The 14509-nt window shown below is 60.2% G+C and carries 16 protein-coding genes and 1 tRNA gene; 5 read left to right on the forward strand and 12 right to left on the reverse strand.

Annotated features, from left to right (window positions below; genetic code table 11):
* The first annotated feature begins 67 nt into the window (after positions 1-67).
* Positions 68-1474 (forward strand): YfcC family protein, encoded by a 1407-nt coding sequence (locus G5193_RS15630; RefSeq protein WP_120416203.1) that lies wholly within the window; start codon positions 68-70, stop codon positions 1472-1474.
* Between the two features lie 131 nt (positions 1475-1605).
* Here G5193_RS15630 and G5193_RS15635 read toward each other — a convergent pair whose 3' ends face one another.
* The 5 genes from G5193_RS15635 to G5193_RS15655 form a co-directional block, all read right to left on the reverse strand.
* Positions 1606-2097, reverse strand: coding sequence for an arginine repressor (locus G5193_RS15635; RefSeq protein WP_005339728.1), 492 nt, complete (start codon positions 2095-2097; stop codon positions 1606-1608).
* 200 nt (positions 2098-2297) lie between these two features.
* A complete protein-coding gene (gene pyrI / locus G5193_RS15640) occupies positions 2298-2762 on the reverse strand; it encodes an aspartate carbamoyltransferase regulatory subunit (protein WP_005339730.1) in 465 nt (154 codons plus the stop codon).
* Between the two features lie 15 nt (positions 2763-2777).
* A complete protein-coding gene (gene pyrB, locus G5193_RS15645) occupies positions 2778-3698 on the reverse strand; it encodes an aspartate carbamoyltransferase (protein WP_005339735.1) in 921 nt (306 codons plus the stop codon).
* On the reverse strand, positions 3679-3873 hold the full coding sequence (locus tag G5193_RS15650) for a hypothetical protein (protein ID WP_133249581.1): 195 nt from the start codon (positions 3871-3873) through the stop codon (positions 3679-3681). Before G5193_RS15650 ends, pyrB begins: the two co-directional genes overlap by 20 nt.
* 99 nt (positions 3874-3972) lie before the next feature.
* Positions 3973-4515, reverse strand: coding sequence for a hypothetical protein (locus G5193_RS15655; protein WP_335865244.1), 543 nt, complete (start codon positions 4513-4515; stop codon positions 3973-3975).
* Positions 4516-4716: 201 nt separating this feature from the next.
* Here G5193_RS15655 and G5193_RS15660 point away from each other — a divergent pair.
* Positions 4717-4793 (forward strand) — tRNA-Trp (locus tag G5193_RS15660).
* Positions 4794-4937: 144 nt separating this feature from the next.
* On the opposite strand, the gene G5193_RS15665 is transcribed toward G5193_RS15660, so the two are convergent.
* Complete coding sequence (locus G5193_RS15665; RefSeq protein WP_421206333.1) at positions 4938-5810, reverse strand: LysR family transcriptional regulator; 873 nt, start codon at positions 5808-5810, stop codon at positions 4938-4940.
* Positions 5811-5910: 100 nt separating this feature from the next.
* On the opposite strand from G5193_RS15665, the gene G5193_RS15670 reads away from it, so the two are divergent.
* Together G5193_RS15670 and G5193_RS15675 are read left to right on the forward strand one after the other, a co-directional pair.
* On the forward strand, positions 5911-6408 hold the full coding sequence (locus tag G5193_RS15670; protein WP_005339743.1) for a lactoylglutathione lyase family protein: 498 nt from the start codon (positions 5911-5913) through the stop codon (positions 6406-6408).
* Positions 6409-6615: 207 nt separating this feature from the next.
* Positions 6616-8508 carry a methyl-accepting chemotaxis protein gene (locus tag G5193_RS15675; RefSeq protein ID WP_421206335.1) on the forward strand — a complete coding sequence of 631 codons (1893 nt, stop codon included), beginning with the start codon at positions 6616-6618 and terminating at the stop codon, positions 8506-8508.
* A 65-nt stretch (positions 8509-8573) separates the two neighbouring features.
* On the opposite strand, the gene G5193_RS15680 is transcribed toward G5193_RS15675, so the two are convergent.
* From G5193_RS15680 to G5193_RS15705, 6 genes are all read right to left on the reverse strand, one after another.
* The gene (locus G5193_RS15680) at positions 8574-9038 is read right to left on the reverse strand and encodes a gamma-glutamylcyclotransferase family protein (protein ID WP_042031904.1); all 465 of its coding nucleotides are present in this window, start codon (positions 9036-9038) and stop codon (positions 8574-8576) included.
* The gene (gene pcp, locus G5193_RS15685; protein ID WP_421206337.1) at positions 9035-9682 is read right to left on the reverse strand and encodes a pyroglutamyl-peptidase I; all 648 of its coding nucleotides are present in this window, start codon (positions 9680-9682) and stop codon (positions 9035-9037) included. Before pcp ends, G5193_RS15680 begins: the two co-directional genes overlap by 4 nt.
* A 14-nt stretch (positions 9683-9696) precedes the next feature.
* Positions 9697-10620 carry a DUF979 domain-containing protein gene (locus G5193_RS15690; protein WP_216952266.1) on the reverse strand — a complete coding sequence of 308 codons (924 nt, stop codon included), beginning with the start codon at positions 10618-10620 and terminating at the stop codon, positions 9697-9699.
* The gene (locus G5193_RS15695; protein WP_005341931.1) at positions 10620-11315 is read right to left on the reverse strand and encodes a DUF969 domain-containing protein; all 696 of its coding nucleotides are present in this window, start codon (positions 11313-11315) and stop codon (positions 10620-10622) included. Before G5193_RS15695 ends, G5193_RS15690 begins: the two co-directional genes overlap by 1 nt.
* 417 nt (positions 11316-11732) lie before the next feature.
* Positions 11733-12245: a lipocalin family protein gene (locus G5193_RS15700; protein WP_005356301.1), complete on the reverse strand. Its 513-nt coding sequence runs from the start codon at positions 12243-12245 to the stop codon at positions 11733-11735.
* Positions 12246-12262: 17 nt separating this feature from the next.
* Positions 12263-13165 carry an AraC family transcriptional regulator gene (locus G5193_RS15705; RefSeq protein WP_421206339.1) on the reverse strand — a complete coding sequence of 301 codons (903 nt, stop codon included), beginning with the start codon at positions 13163-13165 and terminating at the stop codon, positions 12263-12265.
* Positions 13166-13322: 157 nt separating this feature from the next.
* On the opposite strand from G5193_RS15705, the gene yqhD reads away from it, so the two are divergent.
* Positions 13323-14486 (forward strand): alcohol dehydrogenase, encoded by a 1164-nt coding sequence (yqhD, locus tag G5193_RS15710; protein ID WP_040070066.1) that lies wholly within the window; start codon positions 13323-13325, stop codon positions 14484-14486.
* Positions 14487-14509: the final 23 nt, after the last annotated feature.

Raw genomic sequence — 14509 nt, forward strand, 5'->3', positions numbered from 1 at the left:
CATAATACCTCTAACCCTACAACCCGCAGCCTGCATGGATACCACACCCACAGAAGGAAGCTGGACCATGACCAAATTCAAGTTCCCGTCAGCCTACACGATACTGTTTGTGCTGATCGCCCTGGTGGCCGCCCTGAGCTGGATAGTGCCGGCCGGCAAATATGAGATGACCATGAACGAAGCCCTCGGCAAAGAAGTGCCGGTGGCGGGTACCTACAAACTGGTGGAGGGGAATCCCCAGGGGATCGTCGACGTGCTGCTGGCACCTATCGATGGCCTCTACAACCACGACACCTATGAGGCAGGCGCCATCGACGTCTCCCTCTTTATCCTGATCATCGGTGGTTTTCTTGGCATTGTGACCAAGACCGGTGCCATCGATGCCGGTATTGAGCGTGTGACCGACCGCCTGCGCGGCCGGGAAGAGTGGATGATCCCGATCCTGATGGCGCTGTTCGCCGCAGGGGGCACCATCTACGGGATGGCCGAAGAGTCGCTGCCGTTCTACACCCTGCTAGTGCCGGTGATGATGGCCGCCCGCTTCGACCCCGTGGTGGCAGCGGCAACCGTATTGCTGGGTGCCGGTATCGGTACTCTCGGCTCCACCATCAACCCGTTTGCGACCGTTATTGCGGCCAACGCCGCGGGTATCTCCTTCACCGACGGTATCTGGCTGCGCGTCGCCATGCTGGTGGCTGGTTGGCTGCTCTGCGTCGCCTACGTCATGCGTTACGCCAAGATGGTGCGCAGCGATCCGAGCAAATCGCTGGTGGCTGACAAGTGGGAAGAGAACCGTGCCCACTTCCTTGGCAACAAGAGCGACCAGATGCTGGAGTTCACCCTGACCCGTAAAATCGTACTGGGTATCTTCGTCGCCGCCTTTGCCGTGATGATCTACGGTGTGGCCGTGCTGGGCTGGTGGATGGCGCAGATCTCCGGTGTGTTCCTGGCAGCCGCCATCATCGTTGGTCTCATCTCCCGCATGAGCGAGGAGGAGCTGACCTCCAACTTTATCGATGGTGCTCGCGACCTGCTGGGGGTGGCGCTGATTATCGGTATCGCCCGCGGTATCGTGGTAGTGATGGATAACGGCATGATCACTCACACCATTTTGCACAGTGCAGAAGGGATCGTGACCGGCCTCTCCACCATCGTCTTTATCAACGTGATGTTCGTGCTGGAAGTGGTGCTCTCCTTCCTGGTGCCGTCCTCCTCCGGTCTGGCCGTACTGACCATGCCGATCATGGCGCCGCTGGCCGACTTCGCCAACGTGGGCCGCGATCTGGTGGTGACGGCTTACCAGTCTGCCTCCGGTCTGGTGAACCTGGTGACCCCGACTTCCGCCGTGGTCATGGGCGGCCTGGCCATCGCCAAAGTGCCTTATGTGCGCTGGCTGAAGTGGGTGGCTCCGCTGCTCGGTATCCTGACTGTGCTGATCGTGATCTGCCTGAGCCTGGGCGCCGTGCTCTCCTGAGGGATAACAAGCAAGATGAGACGGGAGCCTGATGGCTCCCGTTTTTTATGGGCGCAAGAAGTGATGGGTACAACATAACTGGCAACAAAAAGGCGACCCGCAGGTCGCCTCGATGCATTCGATGGAAGGGGTTAGCGGGCCTGCGCCAGCGTGCGCACCACGGCGGCATGGGCCTGACGGGTGCGGCTGATATGGCGCGGCGCGACCAGCACTACATCATTGCCCGCGACGGCGCCCATGATCTCGGGATTGGCGTTGCGGTCCAGCAGGCGAGCCACCACGGTGGCGGCCCCCGGAGTGGTGTGGATCAGCACCATCTGCTGGTTGTGTACCACTTCGCGCACCATGTCGTGGATCGAGCGGGTACTGCCGGCGGGTTCCAGCTGCTCATCGACCAGGGTGTAGACCTTCTTGCCGTTGGCATTCTGCGCCTTGGCGACGCCGAGGCGGCGCAACAGACGGGAGATGGTGGACTGGCTGATGTCGGCAAAGCCGCGCTCCGACAGCTCGCGACGGATCTCTTCCTGGGTGCTGTAGCAGTGCTGACCGATGATCTGGCGACAGGCATCCAGCTGGGCCAGATCGGGCTCTTGGGCAACGGGACGACTGAGGGTTTTGACCACGGCGAATTCCTTTGATGATGACCGGAGGTAAACGCGCGATATCTGCCATAGCAGTCAGTTATCAGGTAAAAACACTGATAATCCATCTATATGCAGGGAATGAGCGGGCATTACCATCTTGCGATGGCAAATTATAGCTGACTGGAAATTCGGTGATGTGACAGGGTTCAAAAATGGGCCCCGCGGGGCCCAATCAGATATCAGTAACGCTCGCTGACGATGTCCTGAGTGAAGGACTTCTCGCAATATTTGCACTTCATCCGCACCACGCCTTTCACTTCGCGCACCCGGAAGTAGCTGTCCACCGGCTCGTTGTGGGAGATGCAGTTGGAGTTGGGGCAGTGGAACACCCCGGCGATGAACTCCGGCAGCTCCAGCTGGTGCTTCTTCACCACATTGAAGTCTTCGATGATGTTGACGGTCGCTTTAGGGGCGAACAGCGCCAGCTGGTTGGCTTGTTGCTCGGTCAGGCGGGTGTTCTCAATCTTGATGAGATCCTTCTTGCCCAGTGCGCCGGATTTCAGGTTGAAGCCGACGGTGATCCGCTCCTGGGTTTCGACCAGCTGGAACAGCTTGAGGATCTTGATGCCCTGGCCAGCGGGGATGTGATCGATGACGGAGCCGTGACGGATGGCTTCGACTTGCAGTTGGTTCTTGTCAGACATGATATTCCCCTAAGCTCAGACAGTTTCGTTCAGTACCAGTGCCAGCAGCGCCTGGCGTGCATAGACCCCGTTCTCCGCCTGCTGGAAGTAGCAAGCGTGGGGAGTCTTGTCGACCGCCACATCGATCTCGTCGACGCGGGGCAGGGGATGCAGGATCTTCATGGTGGGCTTGGCCCCTTCCAGGGTTGCCAGCTCCAGAATGAACTTGGCGGCCATGTGCTTGTATTCGGTCTCGTCGAAGCGCTCTTTCTGGACGCGGGTCATGTAGAGGATGTCCAGCTCCGGCATCACCTCTTCCATGGTCTGGTGGACGCTGAACTGGATACCCTTCTCTTCCAGCTCTTCGCAGATGTAGTCCGGCATCGCCAGCGCTTCCGGGGAGATGAAGAAGAAGCGGCAGTTGAACAGGCTGAGGGCCTGGGCCAGCGAGTGCACGGTGCGGCCATATTTCAGGTCACCGACGAAGGCGACGTTGAGGTTGTCCAGACGACCCTGGGTCTCATGGATGGTGAACAGGTCGAGCAGGGTCTGGCTCGGATGCTGGTTGGAGCCGTCGCCGCCGTTGATGACCGGCACGCGGGAGAATTCGGAGGCTAGACGGGCCGCACCCTCTTTCGGGTGGCGCATCACCACCGCATCCGAGTAGGAGCCGATGATCTTGATGGAGTCAGCCAGCGTCTCGCCCTTCTTGGCGCTGGTGTTGCCACCGTCGGCGAAGCCGATGATGTTGCCGCCAAGGCGCTGTACCGCGGTCTCGAAGGAGAGGCGGGTGCGGGTGGAGGCTTCGAAGAAGCAGCTGGCAACCAGCTTGTCTTTCAACAGGCTGGTGTCAGGTTCAGCCTTCAACCGTTGTGCGGTTGAGACTACCAGTTCCATTTCTGACCGGGTCAGGTCCGAAATGGAGATGACATGTTTCTTATAGAGTGGATTGGTCATCGTCTGCATTCCCTTTGACATCATTGGAGGTTTTTCGGGCACAAAAAAAAGCCCCTGAAACAGGGGCTTTTTTTAAAAATAACTGGGGATCTTTGGGGTGGGAACCGGAAACAACGGGGCCGCTCTGGTGCGCACCACCCGTCTGCAAGGCTGTTTTCTGAATCAAAAACTGCATCGTTTCGTCCCGACCTTTTTCAAAACCGGACAGATTATAGGGCCGCTTTTTTAATTGTCAAAATTTTATTTACGATGCCAATTTCAGCATGAAAAACGTTTAAGTGACGGAAACATGACGACAAATCCACACCTTGTGCGTCTCTTGCAGCGATTCCCCATCGCGGGCCATGGCGCGCAAATAACCGAGTCTGTGGTGTCCTTCCAGCAGGCAGTAGGGGCGGGGTAGGGGATGACCGTTCGGGTAGCTGGCTCCCTCTTCCGGCACCAGCACGATGACAGGTTCGGGCCAGGTGCCGTCGTTTAGCATCTTCTCGCCGAGCCAGGAGCGGCGGACATAGCGGTTGCTGCGCAGCATCTCGCCCCAGCGCTCGATCACCTCCATATGGCGGGAGTCTATCTGCTCGATAATCTGCGCGGTGGGCCAGCTTTCGCATGCGAACTGGTGGCTGGCGAGATCGATAAAGCTCCAGTTGGACTCAAAACCGCGCCAATGACGGTAAATCCACTGGGAAAGCACATTTTCGGGGATGAAGGGCACCAGCGGGGCGACCCGGGCCAGGTAGTCGGGCAGGGACTCTGTTTTGCGTTCGTCCCTGAAGTTGAGGGGCGCAAGTTGTTGGAGCAGTCGGTAATTGAGCATAAGTGGCCTCCCGGTACCTGCTTTCACCCTACCCCCATTTATGCCCCATTCCTACCCCGCTGAGTCTGGAAATACAGCAAGTTACCCCTCGTTGCTGCACAAATCGGCGCGACTTGTTCGGGATTTGTGCAATCGCATTAAAAGTGTGAAAAAAGCCTTTACCTTTGAAACCCGCTTTGTATACTACGCCTCGTTTGTTGCAGGGGCGTAGTTCCAATTGGTAGAACAGCGGTCTCCAAAACCGATGGTTGCGGGTTCGAGTCCTGCCGCCCCTGCCATTTTCAGAAAGGCCAGCTCATTGAGCTGGCCTTTCGCATTTCCGGCGTTCGCCAATTTATCCCTCTCTCCTTTCTCTTCTCCTTCTTGCCGCTAGCTCTCGGTGACTGTGGCCACATTGATCTCTATGTCTGCCGCAAGAGCGTTCAATGTGCAGCAACCCGCTGTTTCAGGACGGTGACCAGCCGCTGGTGGCGGGCGGGGAGCGGCCACTCGGCGCGGTAGATCAGCCAGAGGGTGTCGATCACCTCAATACTGCTCTGGATCACCCGGATTTTCTCCTGTTGGGCAAAGGCGGTGACGGCGAAGCGGGGCAGCACGGTAAAGCCGAGGCCGCGGGCGACCGGCTCCAGGATCAGGCCGATCTGGTTGGTAAAGCCGCGCTGCGGGATCTCGTCAACGCGCTGGCCGGGGTAGCGTCGTCCCAACAGGCGTTGTGCCATGCTGCGGCCATCCGGGTGGTCGATAAAGCCGAGCTGACAGAGGTACTGCCAGCTCGGCTCCTTGCCATCGTTGGGCACCACCAGACAGAGGGGTTCGCGGGCGAAGGGCTCGGCGGCGATGCTGAGGTGTTCAGGCGGCTGATCCACCAGTCCCAGATCGCTGCGCCCCGCCAGTACCGCCTGCACTATGTCGGGGGTGGGGGCAAAGCGGTGCTGGATGGTGAGTCCGGGGTGCTCTTGTTGCTGGTCGAGCAGCAGGGGATAGAGCAGCAGACCAATGCTACCCGGGGTGGACAGGGTGATGGCGCCGTGGTGAGGGTCGTCGTCCGAGAGGCGTGCCCGCAGCTGTTCGGCGGCCTGCTCCTGCTGGCGGGCGAAGTCGAGCAGCACCAGCCCGCGCGGGGTGAGCTCCAGCAGACGAGGCTTGCGCAGCAGCAGGGGGCCAAATTCGGCCTCGAGGCGCGAGATATGCTGACTGACGGCGGCCTGAGTGAGATCCAGCCGATCGGCGGCACGGGTAAAACTGCCGGTTTCATGCACCACCACCAGGGTGTGGAGCCAGAGTGGATTAACCATAAATTTAATTTATGCCTTCCATTAGTTTGACCTTATTTTTCATTATGGCTCTCCTTCCTATCATGTCACCTGTTTCCCACACACAATTTCAAGGTGACTTATGACTTACCCACGCAACTTCTCCCACATCGGCATCACGGTGACTGACCTCGACAAAGCGGTCGAGTTCTATACCAAGGTGATGGGCTGGTATCTCATCATGCCGGCGACCACCATCACCGAGGATGACTCCGCCATCGGCGTGATGTGCAACGACGTGTTTGGCCCGGGTTGGGGCTCCTTCCGCATCGCCCACCTCTCCACCGGCGACAAGATCGGCATCGAGCTGTTCGAGTTTCCCAACAGCGAGCGCCGTGAGAACAACTTCGAATTCTGGAAGACCGGAGTGTTCCACTTCAGCGTGCAGGATCCGGATGTCGAGGGGCTGGCGGCGCGCATCGTCGCGGCGGGCGGCAAGCAGCGGATGCCGGTGCGCGAGTACTACCCGGGCGAGAAGCCCTACCGCATGGTCTACATGGAAGATCCCTTCGGCAATATCGTCGAGATCTACAGCCACAGCTATGAGCTGACCTACTCCGCCGGTGCATATCAGGGGTAAGTAACAGGCCGCCTTAGGGCGGCCTGCTGCTTTGTTGTTACAAGAGTCAGTAGCATGGAATAGCGATCTGGTTCACACGAATAGCGCGTTCTGTTGTTGATAGATGGGAAAATATACAGATTCACTAAAGTCTGTTCATATTGCGGCCGATAGCCTTTGATACATCAGGGTTTTCCCTGCCTGACACAACAACAAGGATTCGTCGTCATGACCCTCTCTCTGCGCGGCAAGCTGCTGGCCACCAGTCTTGGCGTAGTGCTGCTGATGGCATCACTGCTCGGCATCGTTGCCTTTCACACCCTAAAATCCCGCACCATGAGCGCCATCCAGAGCGAGGCGGTCAACTATGGCCACGCCTACTCGGTCGCCATCGGCGAATGGATGACGGATCGCAAGAACACCGTCCATGCGCTGGTCAACCTGATCAGCGATAACCCCCAAGCCGAGCTGGTGCCGCACCTGAAGCAGGCCTACACCTCCGGCGGCTTCGGCCTCACCTATTTTGGCTCCGCGCAGGGGGTGATGACCCGGCAGGATCCCTCCCTCAACACCGGCAACTATGACCCGCGCGAGCGCCCCTGGTATCAGGATGCGGTGAAGGCGGGGCAGCTGATCGTCACTGCCCCCTATGTCAGCGTCACCATGCAGAAGCTGGTGGTTACTCTCTCCGAGCCGGTGCGCCATCAGGGCGAGCTGGTCGGCGCCGTGGGGGCCAACCTGGCGCTCGACAAGCTGATCGATGAAGTACTGGCGATGAAGGTGCAGGGTGAGGGCTACGCCATGCTGCTCGACAGCAGCGGCCTCATCGTCGGCCATCCGCAGAAGGATCTGGCACTCAAGCCCATCGCCGAGCTGGCGCCGGGACTCTCTGCCGCCACCTTCCAGCAGTGGGGCCGCGAAAACAGCGAGCTGCACGCCGCCACCCTCGACGGGCGGGATGTGCTGCTGGCGGTACAACCGGTGCCGGGCACCGACTGGCTGCTGGCCATGGTGATGTATCGCGATGTGCTGGAGGCGCCGCTCAGCAGCCTGCTGTGGGAGCTGGTGGGGCTGACCCTGGTGCTGATGCTGGTATTCAGCGCTCTGCTCACCGCCACCTTCAAATACCTGTTCGCCGATCTCGGTCGGGTCGCGCACGCCCTGCACGACATTGCCCACGGCGAGGGGGATCTCACAGTTCACATCAACACCCACAGCAAGGATGAGGTGGGCCAGCTGGCCCAGAACTTCAACCAGTTCGTGGCGCGGCTGCATGGCATCGTCAGTCGGTTGCGGGATGTGACCATCGAGCTGGCGGCACAGTCCCGTGCCCAGGCGGCCGGGGCGCAGGCCCGCAGTCAGCGGGTACGCCAGCAGCAGGACGAGATCGTGATGGTGGCGACCGCGGTGACCGAGATGGCTTCCGCTACCCAGGAGATCGCCGGTAACGCCGAGTTTGCCGCCACTACCGCCACCGATGCGGTTGCACTGGCGGTCGCCGGTCAATCCCAGGTTGGCCAGAGTCAGCGCAGCATTACCGGTCTGGCGGACGAAGTGGCCGATGCCAGCCAGATCATCAATGAGCTCGACAACCATGCCCAGAAGATCAGCGGCATTCTGGCGACCATCAGCGGCATCGCCGAGCAGACCAATCTGCTGGCGCTCAACGCCGCCATCGAGGCTGCCCGGGCCGGTGAGCAGGGCCGCGGTTTTGCGGTAGTCGCGGACGAGGTACGGGTGCTGTCACGCCGCACCCACGACTCCACCGACGAGATCCAGCAGATGATCGAGACCCTGCAGCAGACCACCCGTCGCGCCGTGGGTGGTATGGAGACCAGCCGTCAGCTGGCGGGTACCAGCGTCGAGGATGCGGAAGCGGCCAACCAGAGCCTTGCCCGGATCAACGAGGCGATCGGCTCCATCAGCGACATGGCGACCCAGATCGCCGCAGCGGCCGAGGAGCAGACCTCGGTGACCGGCGAGATCAGCCGCAATACCGAGAATATCCGCCACGTCTCGCAAGAGCTGGCCGAGCAGGCGGGCAACGAGGCGGCTCAGGCGGCCGAACTCAAGTCGCTGACCGAGCGGCTGGAGCAGGAGATCGGCCGCTTCCGGCTCTGATCCTCAGGCCATCTTCCATGAAAAAGGGCAGCCCGCGGGCTGCCCTTTGTTATTGTCGCTGACCGTCAGGCGGCGCTCTCCAGTTGCGCCAGATGGAAAGCGCGCCAGTTGCCGTCGGGCAGGTAGTGCTTGCCCTGTTGCCACTTGGGATCGTGCTGCACTACGTAGCGGTAGTGGTAGGCCTGCTGTTGGCCGACATAACGCCCCTGCGCCGGGTCGAAGATCTCCACCTCGATGAGCTGGCGCAGATATTCGCTCTGGGGATCATCCTCGCCGTGGAAGTTCTCCATCTCGTCGAGCGCCGCGATGGCGGCAGGGAAGTCGTCCAGCACAAACAGCTCGCCATAGACCCAGTCATCCCCCTGCAGCAGGGCGGGGTAGCCCTTGTGCTGCAGGTGATAGAGAGCGCCGCGCACCCGGGCGCGCCGGGGCGTCTGGCTCACGTGGTGAGCCAGATAGCGGCGGTAGTTGAACAGCCCGTCCATCAGGCTGCCGTAGACGAACAGCGGGCGTGGCTGGCAAAGGCTCATGAGATCTCGCCGCCCACGACTTTGATATCGCCATCCTGCTGCAGCACCACCGCCTCGATGGCCAGCGCCAGCGCGCGGGTAATCTCGCTCATGGCGAGGCAGGGCTGGTTCACCTTGTCCGCTACCTGCTCGGTGATGTAGGGAACGTGAATAAAGCCGCCGCGCACCGCCGGGAACTCTTTTTCAATCAGGTAGTGCAGCTGGTACATGATGTGGTTGCAGACGAAGGTGCCGGCAGTGTTGGAGAGCGCCGCCGGAATGCCGTTCTCCTTGATGCGCTGCACCATTCCCTTGAGGGGCAGACGGGAGAAGTAGGCCGGTGCGCCATCGGCCTGAATCACTTCATCGATGGGTTGCTGCTGCTCGTTGTCGGGGATACGGGCATCGTCGATGTTGATGGCGATGCGCTCCGGGGTAATGGCGAAGCGACCGCCCGCCTGTCCGACGTTGATCACCACGTCGGGCTGGTGCTGACGCATCAGCTCCGCCAGCAGGGTGGCTGACTTGCCAAAGACGGTGGGGAGCTGCGCCTTGATCACGGTGGCGTCCAGAATGGTCTCTGGCAGGCGTTTGACCGCCTCCCATGCCGGGTTGATGGGCTCGCCGCCGAAGGGGTCAAAACCGGTAATCAGTACTTTCATCATCTTCTCCCGAATGGTCAGAATGCCCAGAAATACATGAGGGCGATATGGATCAGCACCAGCGTCAGCGCCATCGGTACCTGCACCTTGATCACCTTGTTGAGATCCTTCATCTCCAGCAGGGCGGCGGGCAGGGCGTTGAAGTTGGCGGCCATGGGGGTCATCAGGGTGCCGCAGAAGCCGGCGGTCATCGCCAGCGCACCGGCCACCACCGGGTCACCGCCCTGGGCGATGACGAAGGGGATGCCGATGCCGGCGGTGATGACCGTGAAGGCGGCATAGGCGTTGCCCATGATCATGGTGAAGACCATCATGCCGAGGCAGTAGGCCACCACCCCGACGAAGGGGCTGCCGACCGGCACTACGGTGGAGATGCCGTGGGAGATGACATCGCCGACGCCGGACTTGTTGAAGATCACCCCGAGCGCGGCCAGCAGTTGCGGCAGAATGCCGGTAATGCCGACCTGCTGGATCATCCGGTCGGAGTCACCCACTACGGTAGAGGGGGTGGCACGAGTCAGCAGTACCGTGATGACGAAGGCGATGACCGCCGCCAGACCGATACCGACCTGACCGCCAAGGGGGGTGAACTGGGCGATCACCACCGCCAGCACGGCCAGCAGGATGCAGGGGAGGAAGATCCGGTTGCCGATGCGGCTGGCGTGGCGCTGGGACTCCTCCTCGCTCGCCTGCTCCAGCTTGCCGATCTTCACCTGCTTGAGCAGGGTGATGACCCCCATGGCGAGGATCAGCACGCCATTGATGACATTGGGGATATAGCTGCCGAAGGCAAACAGTACACCCAGAATGGTCCAGAACAGGGCGGTACCGATTTTGGCCGGGTGGCTGGGGTCACGCAGGACGCGCCAGGCGCTGCTGAACAGGATGACGCCGATCAGCACATAAAAGAATTCGAGCATGTTGGGGATGAGGGTCGCCATTATTGTTGCCCCTCCTTGTCGCTGCTCACGGTATATGTCTTGGCCATCTGACGGTCAAACCACATATTGGAAATAGCCACCATCAGCAGGGCGATAATGGCGATCGGCATGGATGCCTTGGCAATATCGACGGCAGAGACGCTATATCCAAGAGATTCAAATGTGCCGACGATCAGCAATACCCCGGCTGAGGCGACGAAGGTATTCTGGGCAAAGAAGTTGCCGTAGTTTTCGGTGGCGGAAACCCGCGCCTTGATATATTCCTCGTCCTCTTCGCTTAATTTGCCGTGCACCTTGGTGGCGGCTGCCTGAGTCATGGGGTTGACCAGCGGACGAATAAATTGGGTGTGACCCTGAACCCGCACCGAGAAGAGACCGGCCAGTTCGCGGATAAACATATAGAGGGTCATGAACTTGCCCGGGGTGAGCTTCTTGATCCGTTCGATCAGGGTGACCGCCTGCTGTTTGAGGCCGTAGCGTTCACAGATGCCGATCATCGGCAGGGTCAGCAGAAACAGTGTCACCATGCGGTTGGAGACGAAGGCTTCCCCCAGCAGGGAGAGGCAATCGGTCATGGAGAGACCGGAGACCAGCGCCGTGGTGACGGCGGCCACCAGTACGACGGCCAGAGTGTCGAGTTTGAAATAAAATCCCAATAAAATAATAAGAATTCCGCTTAATTTAATAAATTCCAATTAATCACCTCGTTAAAGTGAATATTTATATGCATTTTGGGGTGGCCGAGCTGTTTATCATCTGGTTACTGCGATGGCAACAAAAAATCCCCAAAAAGGGATTCGATTGGTTTTCTATTGGGGGTTTTTGCCGGTTTATTGTTCGCTGGTAAATGGTGAGTCCTGCACCGTCCAGGCTATTTTTTGCCCCCTAATCAGTCATTCAGATTATTTTGGGGTGCCTGGCGACAATATTGGGCTGACAATATGATCGCTATTCTCTTCCGTTGGTGGGTGATGGGGATTGTTGCGCAATGTCTATCTGGCAACCGTCAGCGAATGGCTGGGTATGACTGTGGTTGTGCGGAGCTGGGGTGAGGAAAGTGAAAGGGAGAGGCGAAGAGAACCGGTGGCGACGGCATCGCCACCGGTGCTGTCTCAGGGGGTCTGCTTGACCCAAATCAGCTGGTCGGTGGCAAAGCCCAGCGACTTCGCTTTGGCGACCAGCGCATCCACTTTCGCCTTGGGCGGGTTGGGTGAGCGGGAGAGGATCCAGAGGTAGTCGTGGTTGTAGCTGGTCACCAGCGAGAGCTGGTAATCGGGGTCGAGGTCGATGACGTTGTAGCCGCCGTAGAAGGGGCCGAAGAAGCTCACCTTGAGCCGCGCCTCGTCCGGGTTGCCGACGAAGTAGGCCTTGCCCTCCGCCTCACGCCAGCTGCCATCGCTCTGCTTGCCGCGGTTGAGCACCTTGACGCCGCCGTCATCGCGCAGGCTGTAGGTGGCGCTCACCTGCTCCAGCCCCCGTTCGAAGCTGTGGTCGAGGCGGGCGATTTCGTACCAGGTGCCAAGATAACGATCGAGCTGGAAGCCGGTAACGGGGCGGATGCCATCGGCAATCCCGGTACAGGCCGTCAGCAGCAAAGCGGTGAACAGGCAAAGCAGTGAACGCATAAGTAATCCCTCTCTTGTTATCCCTCGATGATGCGCAGCTGGCCATCCCGAAAGCGGGAGGCCTGATCCGTCGGCGTGCTGCCGAAGAAGCGCTTGTACTCCCGACTGAACTGGGAGTTGCTCTCGTAACCGACTCTGGCCGCCGCGGTGCCCGCCTTGATGCCGTCGTGCAACATCATCATCCGCGCCTTGTGCAGGCGAAACGACTTGATGTACTGCAGCGGCGAGGTAGCGGTGACCGCCTTGAAGTGGTGGTGAAAGGCGGAGACGCTCATGTTCACCTCCCGCGCCAGCTCCTCCATGGTGAGGTTGTCGGCATAACGGGACTCTATCATACGCAGCACCCGGGCGATCTGGCCCACATGGTTGTGGCGATTGGCGAGCGCCTGCAGCGCCGGGCCGCCCCCCTCGGTGAGGGCGTGGAACAGCATCTCCCGCACCGTCTGCGGCCCCAGCACCCTGGCGTGCAGCGGGTTGTCCATCAGCTCGATCAGTCGCTCGGCGGCGCAGAACATGGTTTCCGACAGGGGGACCGAGTGGACGCCGCTCTTTTGCGGCGCGGGGGCGGGCAGGGCATCGCCCAGCTCCAGCAACAGCTCCTGCAGGATGACCAGATCGATCTCGATGGAGAAACCGATCAGGGGCTGCTCGGGGGAGGCGAAACACTCGCACTCGCAGGGCAGCGGCAGGGTCATCAGCAGGTAGTGGTTGGGGTCGTAGCGAAATACCTGATCCGCCAGATAACCCACCTTGTGTCCCTGCAGAATAACGATCATCCGCGGTTGGTAGAGCACCGGGGTGCGGCCATGGTGCTCGGTGGTATAGATGAGGTTGACCTGTTTCACCGGTGATGGGGTGATGCCGGGGGCGGTGACGTGGCGGGTCAATCTGGTTGCGAGGTCGCTGTAACGGTTTTGCATGGGCGCTCTTTGATTCGACAGTTCCGGTTTTCGCTGCTTTGTAGAAATAGGCAAGAATAAAGCAGGATGTTGTCTTGATGGTAGGGTGGTTCTGGAGAAAAATGCAATCACGATTTCGCGGCCAGGCCGCCCTGACTATCAGAAGAAGGCAATGTCGATGAACAACTTTACTCTCCATACCCCGACCAAAATCCTGTTCGGCCAAGGGCAGATCGCCCAGCTGCGCGAGCAGCTTCCGAGCGATGCCCGCGTCATGATCACCTACGGTGGCGGCAGCGTGGTACGCAGCGGCCTGCTGGAACAGATCCGCAACGAGCTGGCTGGCATGACTCTGTTTGAATTTGGCGGCATCGAGCCGAACCCGGCCTACGAGACCCTGATGGGCGCCGTGGAGCTGGCCCGTGCCGAGCGGGTCGACTTCCTGCTCGCCGTTGGCGGTGGCTCCGTGCTCGATGGCACCAAGTTTATCGCCGCTGCTGCGCACTACGATCTGGCCAAGGATCCCTGGCACATTCTCGAGACCGTCGGCAGCGAAGTGCGCTCCGCCATCCCGCTCGGTTCCGTGCTGACCCTGCCGGCGACCGGTTCCGAAATGAACATGGGCGCCGTCATCACTCGTCGCAGCAGTGGCGACAAGGTGCACTTCTTCTCGCCGTTCGTGATGCCGCGCTTCGCCGTGCTGGATCCGGTGCTCACCTACACCCTACCCGAGCGTCAGGTGGCGAACGGGGTGGTGGATGCTTTCGTCCACATCGTGGAGCAGTACCTCACCTATCCGGTCAATGCCAAGGTGCAGGATCGCTTCGCTGAAGGCTTGCTGCTGACCCTGATCGAAGAGGGCCCCAAGGCGCTGGCCGAGCCGCACAATTACGAGGTGCGCGCCAACATCATGTGGAGCGCCACCATGGCGCTGAACGGCCTGATCGGTGCCGGTGTGCCGCAGGATTGGGCCACCCATATGCTGGGTCACGAGCTGACTGCCCTGCACGGCCTCGACCACGCCCAGACTCTGGCGGTGGTGCTGCCTGCCCTGCTGCAGGCCAAGCGCAAACAGAAACATGCCAAGCTGCTGCAATACGCAGAGCGGGTGTGGGGCTTGAACAGCGGCAGCGAAGCGGAGCGCATCGACGATGCCATCGCCGCGACCCGCGACTTCTTCGAGCGGATGGGGGTCAAGACCCGACTGCGCGACTACGGTCTGAAAGATCTGGGTATCGACACCCTGATCGGCAAGCTGGGTGAGCACGGCATGACCCGTCTGGGCGAGCACGGCGACATCGATCTGGTGCAGAGCCAGCATATTTATGAAGCGGCCTGGTAAGGGCCGCCAATCGGTGCCAAACG

Source organism: Aeromonas sp. 601027, assembly GCF_049174455.1.
Taxonomy (GTDB): Bacteria; Pseudomonadota; Gammaproteobacteria; order Enterobacterales; family Aeromonadaceae; genus Aeromonas; species Aeromonas veronii_A.